This is a genomic window from Mycobacterium sp. (assembly GCF_032162105.1).
In the GTDB taxonomy this organism is placed as follows: Bacteria; Actinomycetota; Actinomycetes; order Mycobacteriales; family Mycobacteriaceae; genus Mycobacterium.
The window spans coordinates 1-23,493 of sequence record NZ_JAVRPS010000140.1; the positions used below are offsets into that span (position 1 = coordinate 1).

The 23,493-nt window shown below is 67.2% G+C and carries 23 protein-coding genes; 7 read left to right on the forward strand and 16 right to left on the reverse strand.

The window, feature by feature from the left end:
- The 8 genes from QOC69_RS06865 to pdxH all read right to left on the reverse strand — a co-directional run.
- Nucleotides 1-409 (reverse strand): adenylate/guanylate cyclase domain-containing protein (locus tag QOC69_RS06865; RefSeq protein ID WP_526437685.1); only part of this gene is annotated, 409 nt, incomplete at its 3' end.
- 88 nt (nucleotides 410-497) lie between these two features.
- Nucleotides 498-917: a MarR family winged helix-turn-helix transcriptional regulator gene (locus QOC69_RS06870; RefSeq protein ID WP_526437687.1), complete on the reverse strand. Its 420-nt coding sequence runs from the start codon at nucleotides 915-917 to the stop codon at nucleotides 498-500.
- Nucleotides 907-2,367 carry an MFS transporter gene (locus QOC69_RS06875; RefSeq protein WP_526437689.1) on the reverse strand — a complete coding sequence of 487 codons (1,461 nt, stop codon included), beginning with the start codon at nucleotides 2,365-2,367 and terminating at the stop codon, nucleotides 907-909. Before QOC69_RS06875 ends, QOC69_RS06870 begins: the two co-directional genes overlap by 11 nt.
- 69 nt (nucleotides 2,368-2,436) lie before the next feature.
- On the reverse strand, nucleotides 2,437-3,741 hold the full coding sequence (locus QOC69_RS06880) for a citrate synthase (RefSeq protein WP_526437691.1): 1,305 nt from the start codon (nucleotides 3,739-3,741) through the stop codon (nucleotides 2,437-2,439).
- Nucleotides 3,742-3,810: 69 nt separating this feature from the next.
- The gene (locus tag QOC69_RS06885) at nucleotides 3,811-4,500 is read right to left on the reverse strand and encodes a TetR family transcriptional regulator (RefSeq protein WP_526437693.1); all 690 of its coding nucleotides are present in this window, start codon (nucleotides 4,498-4,500) and stop codon (nucleotides 3,811-3,813) included.
- Entirely contained in the window at nucleotides 4,493-5,164 is a 672-nt protein-coding gene (locus QOC69_RS06890) for a TetR/AcrR family transcriptional regulator (RefSeq protein ID WP_526437695.1), read from the reverse strand. Before QOC69_RS06890 ends, QOC69_RS06885 begins: the two co-directional genes overlap by 8 nt.
- A 34-nt stretch (nucleotides 5,165-5,198) precedes the next feature.
- Nucleotides 5,199-6,470 (reverse strand): MFS transporter, encoded by a 1,272-nt coding sequence (locus tag QOC69_RS06895; RefSeq protein ID WP_526437697.1) that lies wholly within the window; start codon nucleotides 6,468-6,470, stop codon nucleotides 5,199-5,201.
- A 30-nt stretch (nucleotides 6,471-6,500) separates the two neighbouring features.
- The gene (pdxH, locus tag QOC69_RS06900) at nucleotides 6,501-7,211 is read right to left on the reverse strand and encodes a pyridoxamine 5'-phosphate oxidase (protein WP_526437699.1); all 711 of its coding nucleotides are present in this window, start codon (nucleotides 7,209-7,211) and stop codon (nucleotides 6,501-6,503) included.
- A 57-nt stretch (nucleotides 7,212-7,268) separates the two neighbouring features.
- Between pdxH and QOC69_RS06905 the strand changes: the two genes are divergently transcribed.
- Entirely contained in the window at nucleotides 7,269-8,396 is a 1,128-nt protein-coding gene (locus QOC69_RS06905) for a citrate synthase (RefSeq protein ID WP_526437729.1), read from the forward strand.
- Nucleotides 8,393-9,001 carry a maleylpyruvate isomerase N-terminal domain-containing protein gene (locus QOC69_RS06910; protein ID WP_526437701.1) on the forward strand — a complete coding sequence of 203 codons (609 nt, stop codon included), beginning with the start codon at nucleotides 8,393-8,395 and terminating at the stop codon, nucleotides 8,999-9,001. Before QOC69_RS06905 ends, QOC69_RS06910 begins: the two co-directional genes overlap by 4 nt.
- Here QOC69_RS06910 and QOC69_RS06915 read toward each other — a convergent pair.
- Nucleotides 8,932-10,368 carry a cytochrome P450 gene (locus QOC69_RS06915; protein WP_526437703.1) on the reverse strand — a complete coding sequence of 479 codons (1,437 nt, stop codon included), beginning with the start codon at nucleotides 10,366-10,368 and terminating at the stop codon, nucleotides 8,932-8,934. The two genes, QOC69_RS06910 and QOC69_RS06915, sit on opposite strands and share 70 nt — an antisense overlap.
- Nucleotides 10,369-10,504: 136 nt before the next feature.
- Between QOC69_RS06915 and QOC69_RS06920 the strand changes: the two genes are divergently transcribed.
- A complete protein-coding gene (locus QOC69_RS06920) occupies nucleotides 10,505-10,969 on the forward strand; it encodes a VOC family protein (RefSeq protein ID WP_526437705.1) in 465 nt (154 codons plus the stop codon).
- Between the two features lie 19 nt (nucleotides 10,970-10,988).
- Here QOC69_RS06920 and QOC69_RS06925 read toward each other — a convergent pair whose 3' ends face one another.
- From QOC69_RS06925 to QOC69_RS06940, 4 genes are all read right to left on the reverse strand, one after another.
- Entirely contained in the window at nucleotides 10,989-13,664 is a 2,676-nt protein-coding gene (locus tag QOC69_RS06925) for a family 1 glycosylhydrolase (protein WP_526437707.1), read from the reverse strand.
- A 68-nt stretch (nucleotides 13,665-13,732) separates the two neighbouring features.
- The gene (locus tag QOC69_RS06930) at nucleotides 13,733-15,052 is read right to left on the reverse strand and encodes an adenylate/guanylate cyclase domain-containing protein (RefSeq protein ID WP_526437709.1); all 1,320 of its coding nucleotides are present in this window, start codon (nucleotides 15,050-15,052) and stop codon (nucleotides 13,733-13,735) included.
- Between the two features lie 117 nt (nucleotides 15,053-15,169).
- Nucleotides 15,170-16,864, reverse strand: a complete 1,695-nt coding sequence (locus QOC69_RS06935) for an FAD-dependent oxidoreductase (protein WP_526437711.1) — start codon at nucleotides 16,862-16,864, stop codon at nucleotides 15,170-15,172.
- 18 nt (nucleotides 16,865-16,882) lie between these two features.
- Nucleotides 16,883-17,899 (reverse strand): diiron oxygenase, encoded by a 1,017-nt coding sequence (locus tag QOC69_RS06940; protein ID WP_526437713.1) that lies wholly within the window; start codon nucleotides 17,897-17,899, stop codon nucleotides 16,883-16,885.
- Between the two features lie 137 nt (nucleotides 17,900-18,036).
- Here QOC69_RS06940 and map point away from each other — a divergent pair, with 137 nt between their 5' ends.
- Nucleotides 18,037-18,801 (forward strand): type I methionyl aminopeptidase, encoded by a 765-nt coding sequence (map, locus tag QOC69_RS06945; RefSeq protein WP_526437715.1) that lies wholly within the window; start codon nucleotides 18,037-18,039, stop codon nucleotides 18,799-18,801.
- Nucleotides 18,802-18,829: 28 nt separating this feature from the next.
- On the opposite strand, the gene QOC69_RS06950 is transcribed toward map, so the two are convergent.
- Nucleotides 18,830-19,318 (reverse strand): CAP domain-containing protein, encoded by a 489-nt coding sequence (locus tag QOC69_RS06950; RefSeq protein ID WP_526437717.1) that lies wholly within the window; start codon nucleotides 19,316-19,318, stop codon nucleotides 18,830-18,832.
- A gap of 154 nt (nucleotides 19,319-19,472) precedes the next feature.
- Between QOC69_RS06950 and serC the strand changes: the two genes are divergently transcribed.
- The 3 genes from serC to QOC69_RS06965 all read left to right on the forward strand — a co-directional run bounded on the left by serC (nucleotide 19,473) and on the right by QOC69_RS06965 (nucleotide 22,477).
- Nucleotides 19,473-20,579 (forward strand): phosphoserine transaminase, encoded by a 1,107-nt coding sequence (serC, locus tag QOC69_RS06955; protein WP_526437719.1) that lies wholly within the window; start codon nucleotides 19,473-19,475, stop codon nucleotides 20,577-20,579.
- A gap of 92 nt (nucleotides 20,580-20,671) precedes the next feature.
- Nucleotides 20,672-21,451, forward strand: a complete 780-nt coding sequence (gene sepH / locus QOC69_RS06960; RefSeq protein WP_526437721.1) for a septation protein SepH — start codon at nucleotides 20,672-20,674, stop codon at nucleotides 21,449-21,451.
- Nucleotides 21,452-21,568: 117 nt separating this feature from the next.
- Nucleotides 21,569-22,477: an SAM-dependent methyltransferase gene (locus tag QOC69_RS06965; RefSeq protein ID WP_526437723.1), complete on the forward strand. Its 909-nt coding sequence runs from the start codon at nucleotides 21,569-21,571 to the stop codon at nucleotides 22,475-22,477.
- A gap of 15 nt (nucleotides 22,478-22,492) precedes the next feature.
- Here the strand turns inward: QOC69_RS06965 and QOC69_RS06970 are convergent, their stop codons facing one another.
- Together QOC69_RS06970 and QOC69_RS06975 are read right to left on the reverse strand one after the other, a co-directional pair.
- A complete protein-coding gene (locus QOC69_RS06970; protein WP_526437725.1) occupies nucleotides 22,493-22,765 on the reverse strand; it encodes a DUF2537 domain-containing protein in 273 nt (90 codons plus the stop codon).
- Nucleotides 22,762-23,493: TrmH family RNA methyltransferase (locus QOC69_RS06975; RefSeq protein WP_526437727.1), on the reverse strand; the 732-nt coding region annotated here is incomplete at its 5' end. The genes QOC69_RS06975 and QOC69_RS06970, both read right to left, overlap by 4 nt.

Sequence of the window (23,493 nt, forward strand, 5' to 3'; positions counted from 1 at the left end):
CGACTCGCACTGCGAATGTTTCGCCGTCTCGTTGTGCGACGTCCTGAGCCAGATGTGCGGCCTCGCGCTGAATGTTCAACGCCGCCCGACACGCGCGAACCGCGTGGTCTTCCAAGGCGATCGGTGCTCCGAACACTGCCATGAGACCGTCGCCGGTGAACTTGTCGACGGTGCCGCCGTAGCGGCGGACGATGCCGGTGGACGAATTGAACAGTGCGGTCAAGACCTCGCGCAGTCGCTCCGGTCCAACTTCCGTAGCCAATTCCATTGATCCGACCACGTCGGCGAACAGCACCGTCACCTGCTTGTACTCGGCGGTGTTCACAGCCGATCCAACAGGCGAACCGCACGCGTCACAGAAGCGGGCACCCTCCCGCGGTTCAGTGCCGCAGGTCCTGCACGCAGTCATCGTCGATCCGACCCCCGTCGGCCCATCAATCCGTCAAGGATAGGACGCTGCGGGAATCTAGACCAACGATTAACGCGGCCGCCAATCGCTAACCCGCGGCCAGCTTGGCCAGGATGGTCTCGAGCGTGCGAAGTTCGGCCTGGCTCAACGAGGCGAAGGGGGGCGGCGCGGGGTCCTCGACCTCGTCGATGCACGCGACCACCTCGCGGCCCTTTTCGGTGAGTGACACCAGCTTCGAGCGGCGGTTGGTCGGATCCGCTTCGCGCACGATCAGCCCACGGTCCTCGAGGTCGTTGAGGGCGACGGTGGTGGCGGGCGCGTCCATGGTGGCGGCTTGGGCGATCCCCTTGGCCGTCATGGCCCGCTTGGCCAGCCTGCGAATCACACGCACCCTGCTGAACGAAAGCCCCGTGGCCTCGACGACATCGCGCCGCCATCGGTCGCGGTTGTCGAACACCACCGCGGCCATCGCGCGCCACACCTCGTCGGCGCGTGGGTTATCCGACACGGACCCGATTCTCCGTGACGACCGACGTGCCCGCGACCAGCGGGGCCAGCCGCTGGGCCGACCGGTCCGCCCGCTGCGACGTCGACAGGAAGCCGAGCGCGAAGATGACGACACCGAGTCCGACGCACACGAACCACAGCGGCCGGGATGCGGCGGCGAAGTCCGCTCCGCTCTGCAACACCGCCAATCCCGCGACCGAACCGCACAGCGCCACACCGATGCTCACACCGATCTGCCGACTGGTGGACGTCACGGCCGAGGCTGCGCCCGCACGGTCCAGCGGCATCCCGCTGACCGCGGCGTTGGTCAGGGGCGCGTTCACCATCGCGAAGCCGATACCGAACACCGCGAAGACCGTCAGGAGCTCCCACACCGGAGTCGTGGCGGTGAGGAACGTCAGCATCACCGACGACGCCGTAATCAACGCGCCTGCCGCCAACAGCGAGGGGCGGGCGCCGTAGCGGCCGACCAGCCGCCCGGATAACGGCGAGAACAGCAGCGCGCCGATGGCGATCGGAAGATAGATGAGACCGGTGTGCAGGGCGGTGTAGTGCCGCTCGGACTGTAGGTACAGCGACATCATGAACAGGAATGCGCCCCACGCCGAGAACGCACACACCGCGGTCAGCGTCGCCGACGCGAACGGGATGCTGCGGAAGAAGCGCAGGTCGATGAACGGGTCGTGGCGCCTGGCCTCGTAGCGCAGGAAGGCGGCGAAGGCCAGCACTGCGACGACCGCCACCGCGATCACGCGCGGATTGGTCCAGCCCTGGCTGGGGCCTTCGATGAGCGTGAACACCACGCCGAACAGGAACACCACGGCAAGTCCCTGACCGATCGGGTCGATGTTGCGCATGGTCGCCGACTTGGTCTCGGGCACGAAGATCGCCGTCAACACGATGGCCGCCGCGCAGATCGGCAGGTTGATCCAGAACACGGCCCGCCAGCTGATCAGCTCGATCAGCAAGCCGCCGACCGTCGGTCCGAGCGCCATCGAGATGCCGATCACCGCGCCCCAGAAGCCGAGCGCGCGCGCCCGCTCGACACGACCGGTGAAGACCTGCGAGATGATGGACAGCGCAACTGGATTCAGCATCGAACCGCCGATCGCCTGCAGGAAGCGGGCAGCGATCAGCGTCTCGATGTTGGGGGCCAGGCTGCACAGCAGCGAGCTCACCGCGAAGACGGTGAGACCGATCTGGAAGACCCGCCTGCGGCCGAACCGGTCACCCGTCGCGCCGGACAGCATCAGCAGCGAGGCCAACACCAGGGTGTAGACGTCGACCACCCACTGCAACTGCGATGGCGACGCGCCAAGGTCGGTGCGGATGTTCGGGATCGCGACGTTGACGATCGTTGCGTCCATCGACACGATGAGCAGGCTCAGGCAGCAGGACACCAGCACGATGGTCTTACGGCGCGCCGTAAGTGTGCCGATGCTTTCATTCACACAACCATTGTGAAACTACAACTATTACCTGTGCAAGCAAGATCGACGTGAGTTGCGTCATGGCGAAGGCTAGCGGCCGCCGATGTCGGCGTAATCCCTCTCGGTGTAGCCGGTGTAGATCTGCCGCGGCCTGCCGATCTTGCCGCCGGGCTCGTTGTGCATCTCTTGCCAGTGCGCGATCCAGCCGGGCAGCCGGCCCAGCGCGAACAGCACCGTGAACATCCGTGTCGGGAAGCCCAGAGCGCGGTAGATCACACCCGTGTAGAAGTCGACGTTCGGGTACAGCTTGCGTTCGATGAAGTACTCGTCGGTCAGCGCGACCTCTTCCAGCGCCTTGCCGATCGCCAGCAGATCGTCGTCACCGCCCAGCTTGCCAAGGATCTTGTCGGCCTGCTCCTTGACGATGCGCGCCCGCGGGTCGTAGTTCTTGTAGACCCGGTGGCCGAAGCCCATCAGCTTGACGCCGTCTTCCTTGTTCTTGACCTTCTTGACGAACTCGTGGACGTCGCCGCCCTGCTGCCGGATCTCCTCGAGCATCTCGAGCACCGCCTGGTTGGCGCCGCCGTGCAACGGACCCCACAGCGCATTGATGCCGCCGGAGATCGACGTGAACAGGTTGGCCTGCGACGAGCCGACCAGGCGCACCGTCGACGTCGAGCAGTTCTGCTCGTGGTCGGCGTGCAGGATCAGCAGCATGTCCAGGGCGCGGACGACCTCCGGGTCCACCTCATAGGGCTCGGCGGGGAACCCGAAGGTCATCCGCAGGAAATTCTCCACCAGGGTCAGCGAGTTGTCCGGGTAGAGGAACGGCTGGCCGACCGAATTCTTGTATGCGTAGGCGGCGATGGTCGGCAGCTTGGCCAGCAGTCGGATGGTCGACAGCTCGACTTGCTCCTTGTCCATCGGATCCAGCGAGTCCTGGTAGTACGCCGACAGGGCGTTGACCGCGCTGGACAGCACCGGCATCGGATGCGCATTGCGCGGGAAGCCGTCGAAGAAGCGCTTGAGATCCTCGTGCAGCAGGGTGTGCCGCTGGATCAGGGTGGTGAACTTCTCGAGCTGTTCGGTGGTCGGCAGCTCGCCATAGATCAGCAGGTAGCTGACTTCGATGAAGGTCGACTTCTCCGCCAGCTGCTCGATCGGGTAACCCCGGTAGCGCAGGATGCCCGCGTCACCGTCGATGTAGGTGATGGCGCTCTTGGTGGCCGACGTGTTCACGAACCCGCCGTCGTACGTGGTGTATCCGGTCTTGGCCAGCAGCGATCCCAATGCGATGCCGTCGGATCCCTCCGTCGCCTGCACGATCTCCAAGTCGATCTCGCCACCCGGATAACCGAGTTTGGCGACCTCGCCGGAATTGGAGTTTTCGGGCACGTTAACCCCTTCTGCGGTTGTCGACTGGAACAGAGCTGTCCGTCACTAGTGAAAGTAGTCGCTATCGACTTAGCGCGCTTGCGGGGGGTTGGCGTCGGCTTCCGAGGCTTGCTCGGGTTCATTCTCGCGTTCTCTCCAAGGCGACCAGGACCTGCGGAACAGCTCGAAGGTCGCGCACATCCGGTCGCAGACGATCCTCGCCTCGATCGGCTCGTTGCCGGGCTGACCTAGGCCGGCGAACGACGCGGCGAACAGCCACGTCCAGACGTCGATCACCATGCGCACCGCCGGATGGTCGGGCGGCTGGCCCATCCGTCTGCTGAGCACGGCCACGGAGGCATTGGCCGAGGCCCGTTGGAACGCGAACGCCGAGGCGTTCAACGACGAGGACGCGTTGACGATCTGGATCAGCACCGCCATCCGCTTGAAGGCCGGCGTCTGGTAGTTCAGCTCCGGGCCGAACACCTCGAGATGCGCGAGCAGCAGTGCGTCGTATTCGGTGATGTCGGTCGGCTGATGCTCGAGCGCCCCGCCGATGTCGGTGTCCATTTGGTCGGCGATGGCGGCGACGACGGCGTCCTTGGTCGGGAAGTACCGGCTGAACGTCCGGGGTGCGACGTCGGCGGCGGCGGCGATCTGCTCGACCGTGGTGTTGTCGAACCCCTGCCGAAGACAGAGGTCGGCCGCCGCCTCGATCAGGGTCGCACGTGTCTGCTGTTTCTTGCGTTCCCGCAGTCCGTAGGCCGAAGTGTCAGCCATACACCGGCTCGTAGTCGGCCGCGGGCGCAGGCAGATCCGATGCGAAGAGCGCCACATGTTCGAACGCTTCGTTGAGGCGATCCACCATGACCGTCGGACCCAGTTGGACGGTGTCGGTGTCGGTGATGAGATCACCGCACGCGGTCACGATCGTCGACGCGAAGATGGCGCCGACCAGACGCCTCCTGCGGTCCTCGACGTCGACACCCATCCGCTTGGCCATGATGACCTCGGACGCCTCGTGCCGGTATTCGGAAGCCGACCTCCGCAGCGTGTCGGAGGCATTGACCACGCGCAACATGAGGATGATCCGCTCCGTGGTCAGCCTGCCGACCTGCCGACTCGCCACCCGCGTCAGAACCGCCACATGCGCCTGCCGCATCGCCTCGAGGGGACCGACGTCCTGCGGCACCGTCTCGAGTTCGATCGACACCTCGTGCGAATAGTCCTCGATGAGGGTCATGAACGCCGCATCCTTGGTGGCGAAGTAACGACTGAACGTGCGCGGCGACACGTCGGCGGCGGCCGCGATCTGTTCGACGGTGGTGTTCTCGTAACCGTTGCGCAGACAGAGGTCCATGGCCGCGTCGATGAGAATGGCGCGAGTCCTCAACTTCTTTCGCTCGCGCAAGCCGGGAACGGAGTCTTCCGCGAGTTCAGCCACGCGCGGAATATTAACTCCCCTATTTATGAAAAACTTAAGTCGTTAGCCCGGTTACGCGATAGCGGACGAACGCGGGAACCATCAGCGCTGCGACGACGACGCCGATCACGACCAGCACACCTCCGCCAGTGGCGGCCACCGCGGTCCCCACCGCGGCGGCGGCGGCGCCGTGTACTGCGTCTGCCAGCCGCGGCCCGCCGGCCACGACGACGGTGAAGACACCCTGCAGCCGGCCGCGCAGTTCGTCGGATGCCGCCTGTTGCAGGATCGTCGACCGGAACGCGGACGACACCATGTCTGCCGCGCCGCCGATAGCCAGAAATGCCAAAGCAACCCACAGCCAGGTACGCGCCGACCCATGGGCGAGCCCGCTGGCAATCCCGAAACCGGCCATCGCGACGCCCCACACGACGATCGCGACCACCACCGCGAGGCCTTGACGCCGGATCCGCGGCAACCACCCGGAGAACACCCCGCCGACCACCGCGCCCACCGCCATCGAGGCCGCCAGCAACGCCATGGTCGTGCCGCCCTCGACCGGGCCGCCGAAGCTCTGGTGAGCCATCTCGGGGAAGAGCGCCCGCGGCATGCCCAGGATCATCGCGATCAGGTCGGCCACGAACGACATCAACACCACCCGGTTGCCGGACAGGTACCGGAATCCGTCGAGCACCGCGGCGAACCCCCACTGGCCCGTGGTCTGCAGCGACGTGGCAGGCATCGGGGCGAGCCGGAACGTCGCCCAGATCGGCAGCACACACGTGATCGCGTCGATCATGTACAGCGTGGACAGGTCCACCCAGCGCAGCATCACCCCAGCGAGCAGCGGTCCGACGATCGCGCCGAACTGCATCACCGTCATGTTCAGTGAGTTGGCTGCGGGCAACTGGTCGCCGGGCAGCATCCGTGGAATGGCAGCCGACCGGGTCGGCGAGTTGACCGCGTAGAACGCCTGCTGGACCGACAGCAGGCACAGCACCACCCACACGTTGTTCAGCTCCAGCTCCGCCTGCAGCCACAACAGCACCGACGCCACCGCCAGCCCGCAAGAGGTGATGATCAGCAGCAGCCTGCGGTCCATCGCGTCGGCCCACGCGCCGCCCCACAACCCGAACACGACGAGCGGGACGAACGCGAAGATGCCTGCCAACCCGACGTACGCCGAGTTCTGCGTCAGGGCATAGAGCTGGACAGGCACCGCGAAGATCGTCAGGTTGCCGCCGATGACGGTGACGATGCCGGCCATCCACAGCCGACGGAAGTCCTGCGTCCGTAGCGGTGTGGTGTCGGCGAAGAGCCTAGCCACTCGTCTGGGCGAGCGAAGCGACGGGAGAAATCATGGCTGCAGCCGCTCGACGCGAGCGCCCGTCACGCGAATCCTGTTGTGCACCCGATTCTCCCGGCCCTGCCAGAACTCGACGACCTCCGGCGCGATGAGGTAGCCGCCCCAGTTCGGCGGCACCGGGACGGCGTCGAGGTCGGCGAACCTTTCGGTGACGTCGGCCAGCTGCCCCAGCAGCGCCTCGCGCGACGCGATCGGCCGGGACTGGTGCGACGCCCACGCCCCGAGTTGCGAGCCACGCGGCCGCTTGGACCAGTAGTCGGCGGTGGCCTCCTGCGGCACCTTGGTCACCGGCCCGCGGACGTGTACCTGACGGCCGAGAGCAAACCACGGAAAGGTGGCCGAGGCGTACGGCGTCGTCGCGAGTTGCTCGCCCTTCTCGGAGTCGTAATTGGTGAAGAACGTGATGCCGGTTTCGTGCACGCTCTTGCACAACACCGTGCGGGTGACCGGCCTTCCCGCTGCGTCCACGGTGCCGACCACCATGGCGTTCGGTTCGGCGACGTCCGCGGCATGGGCGTCGGCCAACCACTTGCGCAGCAAGGCAACCCAGCCGGCCGCCTGGTCCGGGCCGAGCCAATCGGCGTCGAGATCGGGACTGCCGTCCTTCTCCACCGATCCGTACTCCACCCGCATCCGCGCCAGCTGTTCGCCACCCTCCGAAATCACGCGCTTGACGCTACGCCCGCGGGTTCCCCCCTTCATTACCGACCGGTAGTGACCGCGGCGAGCCTTGGTGCGAGAATCTGGCCCATGACTGGCATGTCTGCTGTGCCCGACGGCTTCGTCGAGGGACTCGAAGGCATCGTGGCCTTCACCACCGAAATCGCGGAACCCGACAAGGACGGCGGGGCGCTTCGGTACCGCGGCGTCGACATCGAGGACCTGGTCGCCCGTCGCGTCACGTTCGGCGACGTGTGGGCCCTTCTGGTCGACGGCAGATTCGGCCACGGGCTGCCGCCTGCCGAGCCCTTCCCACTGCCCATCCACAGCGGCGACGTTCGGGTCGACGTGCAGGCGGGCCTGGCCATGCTCGCCCCGATCTGGGGGTATCCCCCGATCCTCGACATCGATGAACCGACCGCGCGCGATCAGCTCGCCCGGGCGTCGGTGATGGCCCTTTCGTACGTGGCGCAGTCCGCCCGCGGCATCCACCAGCCTGCCGTGCCGCAACGCAACATCGACGAATGCACAACCGTGACAGAGCGATTCATGATGCGATGGCATGGCGATCCCGACCCCAGGCACGTCGAGGCCATCGACGCCTACTGGGTGACCGCGGCCGAGCACGGCATGAACGCATCGACGTTCACCGCGCGCGTGATCGCCTCCACCGGGGCTGACGTGGCCGCCGCGCTGTCCGGGGCGGTCGGCGCCATGAGCGGGCCCCTGCACGGCGGCGCGCCTGCCCGGGTGCTGCCGATGGTCGAGGAGGTCGAGCGCATCGGCGACGCCCGCGCTGTGGTCAAGGGCATCCTCGACCGCAAGGACAAGTTGATGGGTTTCGGCCACCGGGTGTATCGCGCCGAGGACCCGCGGGCCCGGGTGCTGCGCGCCACCGCCAAGCGACTGGAGGCGCCGCGCTTCGAGGTGGCCGCCGCGCTGGAACAGGCCGCGTTGGCCGAACTGCGGGAGCGGCGGCCCGACCGCGCGATCGAGACCAACGTCGAGTTCTGGGCGGCCGTGATCCTCGACTTCGCCAAGGTGCCGCCCAAGATGATGCCCGCGATGTTCACCTGCGGCCGGACCGCAGGTTGGTGCGCGCACATCCTCGAGCAGAAGCGACTCGGCAAGCTGGTGCGCCCGTCGGCGATCTACGTCGGCCCGGATCCACGCGCCCCGGAGTCGGTCGAGGGTTGGGACGAGATCTCGGTGCCTGCGGGTTCGTGAGCGCAGCGACATTCGCCTCCGCGGCAACCGCATTCGCGAGGCTGGTGCACGACATCCCGTCATCGAAGTGGGACGGTCCTGGCCTGGGTGAGTGGGATCTACGGTCGCTCGTCGGTCACACGTCACGCTCGTTGATCACGGTCAGCACCTATCTGCAGACCACCGCCGACCGCGAAGACCTCGCCACCCCACAGGAGTACTACGCGCGGGTGAACCCGTCGGCGCTTGGCATGGATCCGGCCGCGGTACTCGAGCGTGGCCGACAGGCCGGCAGGGAGCTGGGCGACGATCCGGCCGCCGCGGTGGACGGACTGGTGGAGCAGGCCCTTGGCGAGCTGGCCCGGGCAGGCGACCCGCTGATCCAGGTCATCGGCGGGCTGGGCATCCGGCTGCACACCTATTTGCCGACACGAGTATTCGAGCTGGCGGTGCATAGTCTCGACGTCGCACGGGCCGCCGGCCTGAGCTTCACGCTGCCCGAAGACGCTCTTGCCGACGCCGCCGTGTTGGCGACGCGCGTCGGCGTGGCCCTTGGTCAGGGCGAGACGGTGTTGTCGGCGCTGACCGGCCGGGCCGCACTGCCTGCGGGGTTCTCCGTGGTGTAGCCGGTACGACTGGTCACCCGGGCCAGGATCGGCCCGCCGGCGACGAGAGTGAACGGCGTCGCCAACGGGAAATCGGAGTCGAGCGAACGGATCTCGCTGCGCCGCACCAGGGTGCTCAATGCCAGTGCGAGTTCGAGCATCGCGAAATGGTCGCCGACGCAGGTCCGTGGCCCGGCGCCAAAGGGCAGGAACTGCCAGCGGTCGATGTTCCTGGCGAAATCGGGTCGGAACCTATCGGGATCGAATGCCGTAGGCCGCTCCCACAGCGTCGCGTCGCGGTGGACCGCGTAGATACCGACGACCACCATCGTGCCCGCACGCACCCGGTATCCGTCGACCTCGATGTCCTCCATCGCCAACCGGCCCGATACCGCGGCAGGCGGGCACAACCGCAGCGCCTCGTGCAGGACCTGAACGGTGTAGCCGAGGTTGACGACGTCCTCGGGCGCGAGTTCCCGGTCCCCGACGGCCGCTGCCTCCGCACGCACGCGTTCCTGCATCTCGGGATGGCGTCCGAGTTGCCACAACGCGTAGCCGAGGGTGGTCGCCGTCGTGTCCTGCCCTGCGCCCATGAACAGGACGAGTTCGTCGCGGATCTCCTCGTCGGTCAGGCCCCTACCGGTCTCGGGGTCGGTCGCGTCTGCGAGCGCGCGCACCAACGGAGCGTCGCGGTTTGCGTCCGCCCTGACCGCACGCAGCACGCCTGCGGCGAGATCGCGCAACGCGGCGCTGGCGGCACGCGCTCGCCGACGTGCAGGCGTCGGCACCCACCCGGGCAACCGCACCGGGGCCACACCACGATCGGCGACGTGTTGCAGCATCACCCGCAGTGGCTCACCGATCCGGTCGGACTCCGCGTCGAGGTCCAGTCCCAATACCGAGCTGCCCAGAGCGCGCAGCGTCAACTTCCGGCATTCGGCGTCGAGATCGACTTCGGTTCCGGACCGCCAGCTTTCGGCAATGGTCTCCGCTGCCCGCGCCATGTGGCCCCCATACCCTCGCACCTGTTTCTTGGTGAAGATCGGTTGCAACAGTCGTTTCCTTGGCAGCCACTCGTCGTGCCCGACGACGAACAGGTTGGCCCCGATCAGGCTGCGCATTTCACTGTGCAGCCGCGTCCGTTCGACAACGGCGTCCGATCTGCCAAGGACGTCGTGGATGCCCTGCGGTGAGGTGACGACAACGACCTCGGGTATCAGCCAGCTCGGGCCCATCTTGATCCGGGTGACCGGCCCGCCGGCGTCGCGCAGCGTCTCGCACCCAGTGTGAAAGGTGCGAATCGCGTTGATCTGCTCCCGCAACGGCAGGAGGTTCCGCGGCGCGAGGGGCAGCGAGTCGAGCATCTCTTGCTGGGCGATCTGCGTCATGCACGGAGCATCGCCGCCGCGAGAACGGGTGCCTAGAGTAGACGACTACCCGACGTGCGTCGACGCGATGAGATTCCGCCCAGCGGGTAGTCGATACACCTGAACCATTCGAAATGCCCTATCCAAGGAGATCGCCATGGCCAGCCCAGACCAGCCAGAAGTCAAGCCCCTCGTCGCACCTCACCTCGTCGTGGATGATGCCGCCGCAGCCATCGACTTCTACGTGAAGGCGTTCGGCGCCACGGAGTACGGCCGGGTGCCTCATCCGGACGGCCGCCTCGTGCATGCCGCGCTGGACATCAACGGGTCGATGGTGATGCTCAACGACGACTTCCCCGAGTACAGCGACGGCAAGTCATCGACGCCCAAGGCGCTGGGCGGCACGCCGGTAACCATCCACCTGCAGGTAGTCGACGTCGAGTCGGCGTTCCAGCGGGCCGTGGACGCGGGCGCAACGGTCATCGCTCCGCTGGAGGACCAGTTCTGGGGCGACCGTTACGGCGTGATCCGCGACCCGTTCGGCCACCACTGGTCACTGGGTCAACCCGTGCGGACGGTCAGCCCGGAGGAGATCTCCGCGGCGATGGCACAGAGTCAGTAGCGGCTAGCCCCGGCGCGGCCTAGACAGAACCCGGGATGTAAAGCGCCAAGAGGCTGGTGGGCAAGCCGTTGGCGGTCGTGATCTGGCTTATCGCCGAGATGCTGGCCGCCTTCGGCGTGCGCTCACGCTCGGGTGTCGTCGGGTCGGATCCGTAGAGGCCGAACTGGAGGTCGTATCCGTTCGCCCACTCGAGGTTGTCGACCAATGACCAGTAGGTGTAGCCGCGGATGTCCATTCCGTGTGCGACCAGGTCCTGCACGACCGCGATGTGGTTGACGATGTACGACGGCCGTTTCGAGTCGCCTGCGTCGGCGATGCCGTTCTCGGTGACCCAGATCGGCTTGCCGTACGACGCGGCGATCTCGAGGACCTCGCGGAAACCGCCAGGGTCGGTGGGCTGATTGAAGTCGCTGCACGTCGGCGACTCAGCGGCGCACCGGCCCGGAATGCCCTGCAGCCATGGAAGTCCCGGGATGAGCGGGAGTCCGAAGCCCTGCATCGGTTGCGAGCCGTAGTACTGCACGCCGATGAAGTCCGCCTTGCCCATGAAGTCGGGACGAATCTCGTCGGGCGTCTGTATCCCGTCGAGGTTCGCGTCCACCCAGCCGTCGATGACGGCGTTCGGGAACCAGTGGTTGTAGAAGTCGTTCCACGCGTCGGCCGCCTGCACGTCGAGCGGATTCACCGGGTTCGCCGGGCGTGCGGGAATCATGTTGTTGGCGAACCCGACGAACGCCTTGGGCTGGCCCGGCGTTGCGATCACGGCGTCCCAGGTATGAATCGCGTCGTATGCGGCCACGTAACCCTTGGCCTCGTTGACCAGGAAGGTCGAGGCAAGGTCGGGCCTGATCACGCCGGGCGGCCAGCTCGGGACGACGCCCGGTATCGATAGGTACTGGGTCAGTACCGGCGGCACCGGCTCGTTGAGCACCGTCCAGTTGTCGACCTGATCGCCGTACTTCCATGCGACGTATGCGGCGTACTTCTCGAACTCGACGGGGGTCGACGGTGACAGCCATCCGGCGGTGGGCGCGGGCAACCCGAGCTGGGCCAGCAGCCGGGTCTGGGTGGGGTCGTTGACCCATGCCGGCAACGTGAAGTGGTTGACCGTGATCAGCGGTTCCAGGTGATGGTCGATCAAGGAGTCGAACACGTCGCGGTAATGCTGGACCTCGGCCTGGTTGGCCAGCAGGTCCATGGCCTGGAGATCGGCGAGGCTGACGCCGCCGCCTTCATCCGAGATATCAATGGATGCAGTGGAACTCGGGAATATGCGGCTCCACTCGATGCTCATCCGGAACGTGTTCATGCCGAGCTCGCCCTCGGCGAGCGCCGCGTCGCCGTCATAGGAGACGTAGGTGCCTGGCCCGTTCTCCGGAACCCCGTGGGTCAGTCCGAGGAGCTGGTTGATCGGGTCGTGCACCCACTTGTACCAGTCGGAATTGGGATCCACGGGTGAGCCCGGGCCGCCCTCGGCCTGGAACCCCGCGGTTGCCACACCCCAGTGGAAGGTGCTGGGGAACGACAGGTCGACCCCGGCCACCGGGTCGACGCTGACCGTGATCGTCTGCGCCACCGCATCGCCGCCGCCGGGGTTGATGAAGTTACCCAGGATCGGCACCAACTTGAGCAGCCCGAGCGGGCCGTGCACGTGAAAGCCTGCGGCCTCGTCGCTGACCACGACCGTGAACTGATCGGTTCCGCCGACCGCGGCCATCGCGTTCATCGGGCGGTAAGTGAAATTGCCGTCCTCGTCGACCTCGAGCGTTCCGCCGTTGAGCGGCCTGCCGATGACCGTATAGGTCAGCTGGTCGCCGTCCGGGTCGACCGCACCGATGTTGCCGGTGATCAATTCGTTCGTTTGCGGGTTGACCACAGGGGTGATGTTCGGCGAGCCGTTGAACAGCTCGCGACGCACCCAGGCCAGCAGCGCCCACGGCGACGGATCGGTGGGCAACGCCGGAAGACCCGAGGCGAACGGGCTCAGCAGAGCATTGACGAAGCCCGTCACCAGTCCCGACACGTACGTCACCACGGTCACCGGGTCGAAGGCGGTCGGCCACGGCCGCAGCGATGGGACGACGGGTTCCGTCACCGCAGTCGTGACGGCACTCTGCACGGTCATCGTCGACATCGTCCGTGCCGCAAGGGAACTGGCGGGTCGTGCGTCCGATTCCTGCTCAACGGCGGGTCGCGCGTCGCCGTCGACCTTCACCTCGGTGGCATCAACCTTGCTGACCACATCGACCTTCACCGCGGCCGAAGCCGCCTCCTGGTCGGACCCGCTCGTCGACTTCGGTTCGTCGACGGGCTCGTCATCGGCGTCCTTCGACGAGGAGATCTGCGCGCCGCCTGTGCTCACCACCACGCCGGGTGGGGCTGCTGAGGTCGTGCCGCCCGTCGACGTGGACGCGGTGCCCGACGGATTGGCGGCGTCGGTGGCCGAATCGGGTTCCGGGGCAGCATCGTTCACCGTGTCAGCGGGCGTGGCACCCGCGGGCGCCGTGTCCGCCACCGCCGGGTCAGATTCCGGCGCGGTCGAATTCGATCCGGCGGGTCCCGACTCGGACTCCGAGGACGCCTCCGATGATGGCGTGTCCGCCACCGCCGGGCCCGCCCCGTTGACGATGGCCACGCCGATCCCCAGCGCGACCGCCAGCGCGCCGACTCGTCCCACGTACGTCGCAGCTCCCATCCGATGTGCATACGCCAGCACCAGAACCGCCACGCTGATTTCACGAAAGTTGCGCCGAAACCCCTCCGCTACGAAGACGCGACGGCGAAGAGATGCCATGCGCCGGGCACGCCCTTGAGTTCGTGAGCGCCGCGCTCTTCGAATTCGAGCCCTGACCCGATCACGAGGTCGCGCAGCGTGCTGGACACGAGCACGTCGTTCGGCCCTGCCAGTGCGCTGACTCGCGCGCCGATGTGCACGGCGATCCCACCGATGTCATCACCGCGAACCTCACACTCGCCGGTGTGCAACCCGGCACGCACCTCGATGCCGAGCGCCTGCACCACGTCGCGGATCGACATCGCGCAGCGGATCGCTCGCTGCGGGCCGTCGAACACCGCCAGGAAACCATCGCCCGACGTGTTCACCTCGCGGCCACGAAACCGAGCGAGCTGCGCCCGCACGACAGCGTCGTGCGCATCAAGCAACGCGTGCCAATCGCGGTCACCCATCTCGGCGGCCCGACGCGTCGAATCCACGATGTCGGTGAATAGCACCGTGGCGAGCACCCGGTCGTCGGCCACGTCCGCCTGGTGGCCGGTGAGGAACTCCGCGATCACCTGAAAGGACTCGCGCCACGGTTCGACGAAGTGGTACATGTTGCGGCCCGGCAGCTCAACGTATTTCGCGCCGGGGATGTGCTCGGCCACAAACCTACCCTTTGCGGGCACGACGATCGGGTCGTCGGTGTGATGGACGACGAGAGTAGGCACACGGATTGTCGGCAGAACTGCCCGCACGTCCACCTCGCCCACGAGCGGCCACATGCGCGCAACGGTCCGTGGACTGGCCGAGAGCCGTTCCACTCGAGCCCACGCAGAGCGGACCTCTTCGTTCCACGGCATGTCCGGATTGACCAGGTGCTCGTACTCTCCCGTCCCCCACATGGCGACGAAGGCGGCGCGGACTTCCTCGCGCGTCCGCCCGTCGGCGCTTGCCGCAATCGGATCCGCGAAACCTTCGAGCACGACGAGCGATGTGGTGCGGGACGGATGTGCCGCGGCAAACAGTGCTGCAGGCGCGAACGCGCCAGCGACAGCGATGAGAACCGCTTCGTGGCTGCCGAGATCATCGAGTACCGCGGTGATGCTGTCGCCCCATTGCTCCAAGGTGGGCATCGCATCCGGAGCGATGGGATCTGATGCGCCGGTGCCGGGCTGATCGATGAGGATCAGCCGGCCGACCGACGTCATTGCCTCGATCCAGCCTTGTATCGAGGGCAAATCCGGCACGACCTCACAATTGGTGAACCAGGTCGGGACGAACACAATGTCCCGCGGACCTTCACGAGACGTGCGGTAGGCGACGCGCAAGTCCCCGTTCAGCGCATAGCGCGTCTCCGAGAACATTGCGGAAGTGTAAGCCGAGGTACGGGTCGAGTTTCGCTGTCATGCAACCCGCAGAATCAAAGTGTTCTTCGAGTGTTCGACATCGCCAATGACACCTGCCGACGACAAGCCGCCGTTCTAGCGGCGCAACCCGGCGAGCAGTCGTCGTCCCAGCGGCGGCGTCGGCACGGTGGCCGCGGCGGCGAGCATGTCCTCGACCGAGATGAACTTGTTGCGCGGTCGATCGTCGCCACCGCGTGAGATCTCCGCGGCGTCGATGGCCTTCCACCCGGCGGCGTCGACCACCTCGGGCCTGCGCTCGCGAACCAGGCGATCCAGCGCCGCCGGCCTCGCGACGGGGTCATGGAGACGACCGTCGTTGTAGTCGGCAACCAGCTCGTGCACGGTCTCCGCAGCGCACGACTTGTTGGTCCCGATGAAGCCGGTCGGTCCGCGCTTGATCCAGCCTGCGACGTAGGCGCCCCGCACCGGTGCGCCCGAGGTCGGGTCGACCACGCGGCCGCCCGCGTTGGGCACCACGCAGGCGTCGTCGTCGAAGGGCAGGTCGCGAATCGGCTTGCCGCGGTAGCCGATCGACGTCAGCACCAACCCGGCCTCGATGACGCGGGTCTCGTCGGTGCCGGCGGCGGTGAACTCCACGCCCGCCACCCGGTCCGTGCCGAGCAGACGCTGCGGGGTCAGGCGGTAGGCCAGCCGGATCCGGGGGCCCGATACGGGTGCGGACGCGTCCCCGAGCTTGGCGAGGATCTCGAGTTTGTTGCGGGTCAGTGCCGTTGGGGAACGCAACTCTTCGGCGAGGTCCCGCTGCACCAGATCGTGGTCGGCCGCGTCGAGCACCACGTCGCACGTTGCGGTCAGGCCGATCAACTCCGGCAGCGTGAACGCCGACTGGGCCGGGCCACGGCGCGCCGCGATCACGACCTCCCGCACGCGCGATCCGCGCAACGCGGCGAGGGCGTGGTCGGCGATGTCGGTGCGGGCGAGGTCATCCGGGTCGCTGGTAAGGATGCGCGCCACGTCGAGGGCGACGTTGCCGTTGCCGATGACGACCACGCGTTCGTGGCTCAGATCGACGGGCAGATCGGTGAAGTCGGGGTGGCCGTTGATCCACGCCACCAACTCGGTGGCCGAGCCACTGCCGGGCAACCCGACGCCCTCGACGTCGAGCCGACGGTCATTCGGTGCACCGACGGCGTAGAGCACCGCGTGGTGGTGGGCGAGCAGTTCGGCGTGGCTGACGTGCCGGCCGACCTCGACGTTGAGATAGAACGAGAACCCGGGCAGCCGCGTCATCCTGTCGAACAGCCGCGTCACCCGCTTGGTGCTCCGATGATCGGGCGCGACGCCGGCGCGGACCAGTCCGTAGGGGGTAGGCAACTTCTCGAAGACGTTGACCCGCACGCCCCGCTGGCTGAGCAGTTCATCGGCGGCGTACATCGCGGCCGGTCCCGACCCGACGATGGCGACCGTCAGCGGGCCACCGGAGCGCGGGTGGATCACCGGCGCGTCCATCACCGGCGCCAGCTTCGAGGTCGGCGGAACCTTCTCGTCGACCCGCCGCGCGGGATAGAAGGATGCGTTGAGTTCGATGAACGGCAGTTGCGTGTCGGCCAGCTTCGAGACCGTCGTGATGGCCCCGACCGGGCAGGCCGACACACAGGCTCCGCAGTCCACGCACGCGGCGGGATCGATGTAGAGCATCTCCGCCGTGGCGAAACCCGGCTCGTCTGGGGTCGGGTGGATGCAGTTCACCGGGCAGGCGAAGACGCAGGACCCGTCGCTGCAACACGACTGGGTGATTACGTGCGGCATGAAGTCGGCCGATCCCCGCTACGCGGCGACGACTACGTGCTGGCGCTGCGGTTCGCTGCGGAACCGGCTGGGCCGGCCGTCGATCTTGCACATCCGCCAGACGAGCTTGGCGATCGGGTTGATCAGGCCGGTGTCGTTGCAGAGCATCCGGACGTCGCCGAACATGTCGCGCAACATCTGCCGGGACTCGGGCGAGCGGAAGAAGATCTCCTTGCGCACCGAGCGCGGGATGTCGAATTCCTTCCAGAACGCCCGCGGCGGAACGATGATCGCCGAACACAGGATCCGCATCGTCAGCGGGACATAGATCGACAACACGAACCGCTTACGCCACGGCAGGTGCGGCACCCGCTTGCGCAGGTACTCGTGCGCGAACGAGATGTGCCTGGCTTCCTCGGCCACGTGGATGGCCATCACCCGTTCCATGATCGGATGAAGCGTCTTGCCTTCGCGCAGAACGTTCTTCTGGGTGTGGTCGATGGGCTCCTCGCCGGCGAGAATGCCGAACCAGAACGGGATCGGCAGCGGACCGGCGACCAGCGGGATGAACGGCTGGACCCACTTCAGCAGCCGCGGCATGCCCGGCACGTCGGCACCGATGCGGTTCACCATCTCCTGGAACATCATGGTGTGGTTGCACTCTTCGACCGCCTCGTGCAGACAGTACCGGTACTCCGGCGAGCCGTTGGGCGTCCAGAACGCGTACTCCATCAGGCCGCGGATCAGAATCGACTCGAAGTGCAGGCCGACCTTGGCCACATTGGCCTGGCGCCACATGCCGATCTCGATCTGCCGTTCAACCGACTGCGACTGGTACCAGGGGTGCTGGCCTATCGGATCGGTCGCAGGCAGGATCCAGCGCTCGTCGTTGTCGACCACGGCGAACTCCGGCGAATTCCAGTCGATGTCGGTGTAGGGGTTGAAGTTGCGCCGCACCGACCCCTCGGACAGTGTGGTGAGCGTGTCCACGTACCCGGCATCGTCAGTCACGTCCATGTTGCGACGCCAACGCCTGATCATCTTCGTGCGAGCCATTCGAACCCTCTCCTGAGGTTTACATTGACTAGCTTGGTGTACAACACGGTACCGGAGGTCCCAGGAATTGAACAGGGTGTTTCCGAGATGTGGCCCAGCCCGGTAACGCACGTCGCATGTGACGTAAGTCACACCTGATGGTCGAGTTGAAGACCGAAGCCGAGATCGAAGCGATGGCCGCCGCGGGTGCGGTAGTAGCCGAAGCGCTGCGCGCCATCGTCGAACACGCCAAGCCGGGACACACCACCGCCGACCTCGACAAGGTGGCTGCGGACGTGCTCGCCCGACACGGCGCCGGTTCGCCCTTCCTCAACTACCACCCGTCCTGGGCGCCGTCGCCGTTCCCTGCGGTGCTCTGCACTAGCGTCAACGACGCCGTCGTCCACGGCGTCCCGAACGGCGAGGTACTGGCCGACGGCGACCTGGTGTCTGTGGACTTCGGCGCCACCCTGCGCGGCTGGTGCGGCGACGCCGCTCGCAGCTTCATCGTCGGCACACCCCGCCCGCAGGACACCGCACTGATCGCAACCACCGACGCGGCGCTAGCGGCCGGGATCGCCGCAGTCCGGCTGGGCAACACGCTCGGCGACGTCGGTTACGCGATCGGAAAGGTGGCACGCGGCGCCGGCTACGGCATGCTCGCAGATCACGGCGGCCACGGCATTGGGCGCACCATGCACGAAGCTCCGCACGTACCCAACGAGGGCCGCCCCGGCAAGGGCATGAAACTGCGCCCCGGTCTGGTGATCGCCATCGAACCGATGCTGATCGCCGACGGCACCGACGACTACACGCACGACTCGGACGGCTGGACGCTGCGGACGGCGTCGGGTGCCCGCGCCGCGCACAGCGAGCACACCGTCGCGGTCACCGCCGACGGCCCACGCATCCTGACGAATTAACCTGCGCCGGGGGACATTTCGCCTTCGTCTACTTCTTCCCGAAGTCGCCCGCCGCGGTCATCTCGTTGCCGTTGCTCACCGCCGAGAACCCCGCCTCGGTCAATCCGCAGTCCGTGATGATCGCGCGGTGGCCCGGGCTGTTCATCCACCATCTGATCGCGGTAGCCGGGGTGCCTGCAGAGCCGGTGCCCCAGAAGACGATTTCGCCGAGCTTCGCGTACGACACGTAGCCGGCGTCCGTGACGCGTTGAGCGAGGGAGGACCCGTCCGAACCGGTGTGGCCCTGCACTCCGTTCGCGAGCATGTCGTTGGCCTGCCGCGCTGCGGACGCCGTCAGCTGCGGATTCATCGCAACCGGGCCACAACCGTTCGCGGCGCGCGTGGCGTTGATCTCGCTCAGCACCGCGTCGCCCTGGTCACCGTCGGCCCGGGCCGGCACCGCGGCGAGCACCGAACCGAAGACCGTCACGGCCGTCGCATAGGCCAGCCACGACGCCGAAGCTCTCCCTTTACCCATCACGTGCCCCTCAAAGCCGCTCAAGCTGCAGCCCGACCAGTCACAGTATGTCCACATTGGGTGTCAATTAATCGGGTGTTTCCCGACTTTGCGGCGACTTCTGCCCAGCCTCCCCGCAGAACAGCGCACAAGTCCGGTCACTACCCTTGACCGCATGGCCGAACTAACGATTCCCGCCGACCTCAAACCCAAGGACGGCCGCTTCGGCTCTGGTCCGTCGAAGGTCCGGCCCGAGCAGCTGCAGGCGCTCGCCGCGGCAGGCGATCTATTCGGCACCTCGCATCGACAGGCACCGGTGAAGAACCTCGTCGGCAAAGTCCGCGAGGGCGTCGGGCAGCTGTTCTCGGTGCCCGACGGCTACGAGGTCATCCTCGGCAACGGCGGCTCGACCGCGTTCTGGGACGCCGCGGCGTTCGGCCTCATCGACAAGCGCTCGCTGCACCTCACCTACGGCGAGTTCAGCGCCAAGTTCGCCTCGGCGGTGGCCGCCAACCCGTTCGTCGGCGATCCGATCATCGTGAAGGCCGATCCCGGCAGCGCACCGCAGCCGCAGTCAGATCCGTCGGTCGACGTCGTCGCCTGGGCGCACAACGAGACGTCGACCGGCGTCGCGGTGCCCATACAGCGGCCGGCCGGCGACGCGCTGGTGGTCATCGACGCCACGTCCGCCGCGGGCGGACTTCCTGTGGACATCGCCGACACCGACGTCTACTACTTCGCGCCGCAGAAGAACTTCGCCTCCGACGGCGGGCTGTGGCTGGCGATCGCGAGCCCCGCGGCCCTGGCGCGCGTCGAGGCGATCGCCGCGTCCGGCCGCTGGGTCCCCGACTTCCTGTCGCTGCCCATCGCGATCGACAACAGCCTGAAGAACCAGACCTACAACACCCCGGCCATCGGCACCCTGGTCATGCTCGCCGAGCAGCTCGACTGGTTGCTGGGCAACGGCGGACTGGACTGGGCCGTGAAGCGGACCGCAGATTCGTCGCAGCGGCTGTACTCCTGGGCCGAGGCGGCGACGTACACCACGCCGTTCGTCTCCGACCCGGCGCTGCGGTCACAGGTGGTCGGCACCGTCGACTTCTCCGATGACGTCGATGCGGCCGCGGTGGCCAAGCAGCTGCGGGCCAACGGCATCGTCGACACCGAGCCGTACCGCAAACTCGGCCGCAACCAGCTCCGGGTCGCGATGTTCCCCGCCGTCGACCCCGACGACGTGAGTGCGCTGACCGCCTGCGTGGACTGGGTCGTCGAGCGCCTGTGAGTACACCAGCGTGTCAACGCGGTTACGAGTCGATAACGCAGTAGGGTGACGCGTTAACCCACGCTTGGTTGGGCGGCCCCTAGGAGGTCGGTATGCGGGAACTCAAAGTCGTCGGACTGGATGTCGACGGCAAACGCATCATCTGCGAGGCGGCCGACTCCGGCGACAAATTCGTGCTGACTCCCGACGACCGATTGCACGCTGCACTGCAGGGCGAGAATGCCAGTTTCACTCCACCCAAGATCGAGGCCGAGGTTCCAACCGTGCTGCGTCCCAAGGACATTCAAGCCAGAATCCGCGCAGGTGCATCCGTTGAGCAGGTTGCGTCAGCGGCCGGGGAGAGCCTCAGCCGAGTAGAACGATTCGCCCACCCCGTGTTGCTGGAACGCTCCCGCGCGGCCGAGTTGGCCACCGCCGCCCACCCGGTGCTGGCCGACGGCCCCACCGTCATGACGCTGCTGGAGACGGTGACGACGGCACTGGTGTCCCGAGGCCTGGATCCCGAGGCCACTGCGTGGGATGCGTGGCGCAACGAGGACGGCCGTTGGACCGTGCAGCTGACGTGGAAGGCAGGCAGGTCCGAGAACGCCGCGCACTTCCGCTTCACCCCCGGCGCGCACGGCGGCACGGCGACACCGTTCGACGATGCCGCGGCCGAGCTCGTCGATCCGAACTTCGCCCGTCCGCCGCTGCGGTCGGTGGCGCCCGTTCCCGAGCTCGACTTCACCGAGCCGCTGCCCGTCGTTCCCGAGCCCGTCGTCGTGCCAGAACCCCCGCCGGCGCCGAAGCCGGCGCGCGCCCGCAAGCGCAAGCCGGCGGTGCCCGGCTGGGAGGACGTCCTGCTGGGCGTCCGCTCCGCCACTCAGCCGTGACCGGCGTTTAGCTCCTCCACCGAATCGCACCCGTCTGCGCGTGGGCGCGCGCTGTGGCATCATTGGTTAAGTTGACTAACTAATATCTGTGTTTCCGCAGCTAAGGATGTGAATTCGATGCCTCGTACCGATGACGACACGTGGGATCTGGCCTCAGGCGTCGGCGCGACCGCGACCGGCGTGGCCGCTTCTCGAGCACTCGCCTCACTGGGCCCCGACCCGCTGATCGAAGACGTGTTCGCCGAGCCCCTGGTCCGCGCCGTCGGCGTCGACTTCTTCATCAAGATGGCCCATGGGCAAATCGAACCCGACGAGGACGGCGTGCTCCTGGACCCGCAGCAGCTGGCTGACGGCATGGCCATCCGCACCAAGTACTTCGACGACTTCTTCACCTTGGCCACCGACGCCGGCCTGCGTCAGGCCGTCATCCTGGCCTCCGGCCTCGACACCCGGCCGTACCGCCTGCGGTGGCCGTCGGGAACCACGGTGTTCGAGGTGGACCAGCCGCAGGTGATCGAGTTCAAGGGGCGCACCTTGGCCGAGCTCGGCGCCACCCCGGCGGCCACGCTGCACTCCATCGGCATCGACCTGCGCCGGAACTGGACACGGGAACTGCTGCTAGCCGGGTTCGACACCAAGGTGCCCACCGCCTGGATCGCCGAGGGACTGCTGGGCTATCTGCCGCCGGAGGCGCAGGACCGGTTGTTCGACGAGATCACCCGGCTGTCTGCGCCAGGCAGCCGCATCGCCACCGATTGGCAGCCGGACATGCGAGCGCTGACCAACGACCGGGTCCGCGCGATCAGCGTCAGCCAGCGGGCCAAGGGATTGGATCTCGCTGAACCGTCGGAGCTGATCTATCTGGGTGAGCGAAACAGTGTCGTCGAGTACCTCCACCAGTGCGGCTGGCGCACCTCGACGGTGACGGTTGAGGACGAGTTCGTCGCGAACGGCCTTACGTTCGATCCGGACGAAGCCACGACCGGGTTGTTCAACGCCTCCTACACGTCGGCGCGGCTGACCTGACGGTCGCGAAAGGCGTTACGCGCCAAGCGCCAACCCGGCCAGCGTCAGCCATCCCCCGGCCACGCCGACCCCGCTGCCCAGCACGAACCACCGCCACACCGGTCGCGAGCGCCAACTCCAGACCGTCGGGGCCAGCCCGCCGACGGCGACCAGGTTGAGCCCGACCGCCAACAGCGGATGCACGCGGGTGAGGCCAAGACTCAGCACGATGATCGCCGCAGCGGTCACCGCCGCGACGAAGGCCGCTACGGTCAGCCCGGTTCCCCACGGAGTCGCGTCGTCGGTCACGGCGCCACCCTAGCCCGTTCATAGAACGTCAGGGCGGCGGCCGTCGCGACGTTCAGCGAGTCGGTGCCCCGCGACATCGGAATCCGCACCCGGACGTCACAGGCCCGCATCACCCGCTCGGTCAGGCCCGGCCCCTCGGCGCCGACGAGGATGGCCACCCGCTGATCGGACAGTGCCGACATCGCCTCGGCCAACGAACTCGCGGCCGGATCGGGCGTCATGGCCAGCAGCCGGAAGCCCTTGTCCTGCAGCAGTTCCAGCTCACGCGGCCAGTCCGATGCCCAGGCGTAGGGCACCAGCAGCGCGTGCCCCATCGAAACACGGACGGCACGCCGGTACAGCGGGTCGGCGCAACCGCTGCCGAATACCACCGCGTCGACGTCGAGGCCCGCGGCGTTGCGGAAGATGGAGCCGAGGTTCTCGTGGTCGTTGACGCCCTCGAGGACTGCGACCGTGCGGGCGTGCTCGAGTACCTCGGCTACCGATAGCTCCCGTGGGCGCGGCGCGGCCGCCAGCACTCCACGGTTGAGGTGGAAGCCGACGACGTCGGCCATCACCTCGGGGCTCGCGATGTAGAACGGCGCATCGGTCCGGTGCAGATCGGCGGTCAGCTCGCCGAGCCGGCGCTCGATCCCGAGGAACGCGCGGGCGATGAACCGTGATGCCAGCATGCGCTGCACCACCAGGACGCCCTCGGCGATCACCAGGCCCTTGCCGGTGGGCAGGTC

Bases quoted from the DNA above. Each gene is read 5' to 3' on its own strand.
- QOC69_RS06885 (WP_526437693.1), bottom strand. From the start codon at position 4,500: ATGGCTGACACTTCGGCCTACGGACTGCGGGAACGCAAGAAACAGCAG.
- pdxH (WP_526437699.1), bottom strand. From the start codon at position 7,211: ATGAAGGGGGGAACCCGCGGGCGTAGCGTCAAGCGCGTGATTTCGGAG.
- QOC69_RS06905 (WP_526437729.1), top strand. From the start codon at position 7,269: ATGTCTGCTGTGCCCGACGGCTTCGTCGAGGGACTCGAAGGCATCGTG.
- QOC69_RS06915 (WP_526437703.1), bottom strand. From the start codon at position 10,368: ATGACGCAGATCGCCCAGCAAGAGATGCTCGACTCGCTGCCCCTCGCG.
- QOC69_RS06920 (WP_526437705.1), top strand. From the start codon at position 10,505: ATGGCCAGCCCAGACCAGCCAGAAGTCAAGCCCCTCGTCGCACCTCAC.
- QOC69_RS06925 (WP_526437707.1), bottom strand. From the start codon at position 13,664: ATGGGAGCTGCGACGTACGTGGGACGAGTCGGCGCGCTGGCGGTCGCG.
- QOC69_RS06930 (WP_526437709.1), bottom strand. From the start codon at position 15,052: ATGTTCTCGGAGACGCGCTATGCGCTGAACGGGGACTTGCGCGTCGCC.
- QOC69_RS06935 (WP_526437711.1), bottom strand. From the start codon at position 16,864: ATGCCGCACGTAATCACCCAGTCGTGTTGCAGCGACGGGTCCTGCGTC.
- QOC69_RS06940 (WP_526437713.1), bottom strand. From the start codon at position 17,899: ATGGCTCGCACGAAGATGATCAGGCGTTGGCGTCGCAACATGGACGTG.
- map (WP_526437715.1), top strand. From the start codon at position 18,037: ATGGTCGAGTTGAAGACCGAAGCCGAGATCGAAGCGATGGCCGCCGCG.
- QOC69_RS06950 (WP_526437717.1), bottom strand. From the start codon at position 19,318: ATGGGTAAAGGGAGAGCTTCGGCGTCGTGGCTGGCCTATGCGACGGCC.
- serC (WP_526437719.1), top strand. From the start codon at position 19,473: ATGGCCGAACTAACGATTCCCGCCGACCTCAAACCCAAGGACGGCCGC.
- sepH (WP_526437721.1), top strand. From the start codon at position 20,672: ATGCGGGAACTCAAAGTCGTCGGACTGGATGTCGACGGCAAACGCATC.
- QOC69_RS06965 (WP_526437723.1), top strand. From the start codon at position 21,569: ATGCCTCGTACCGATGACGACACGTGGGATCTGGCCTCAGGCGTCGGC.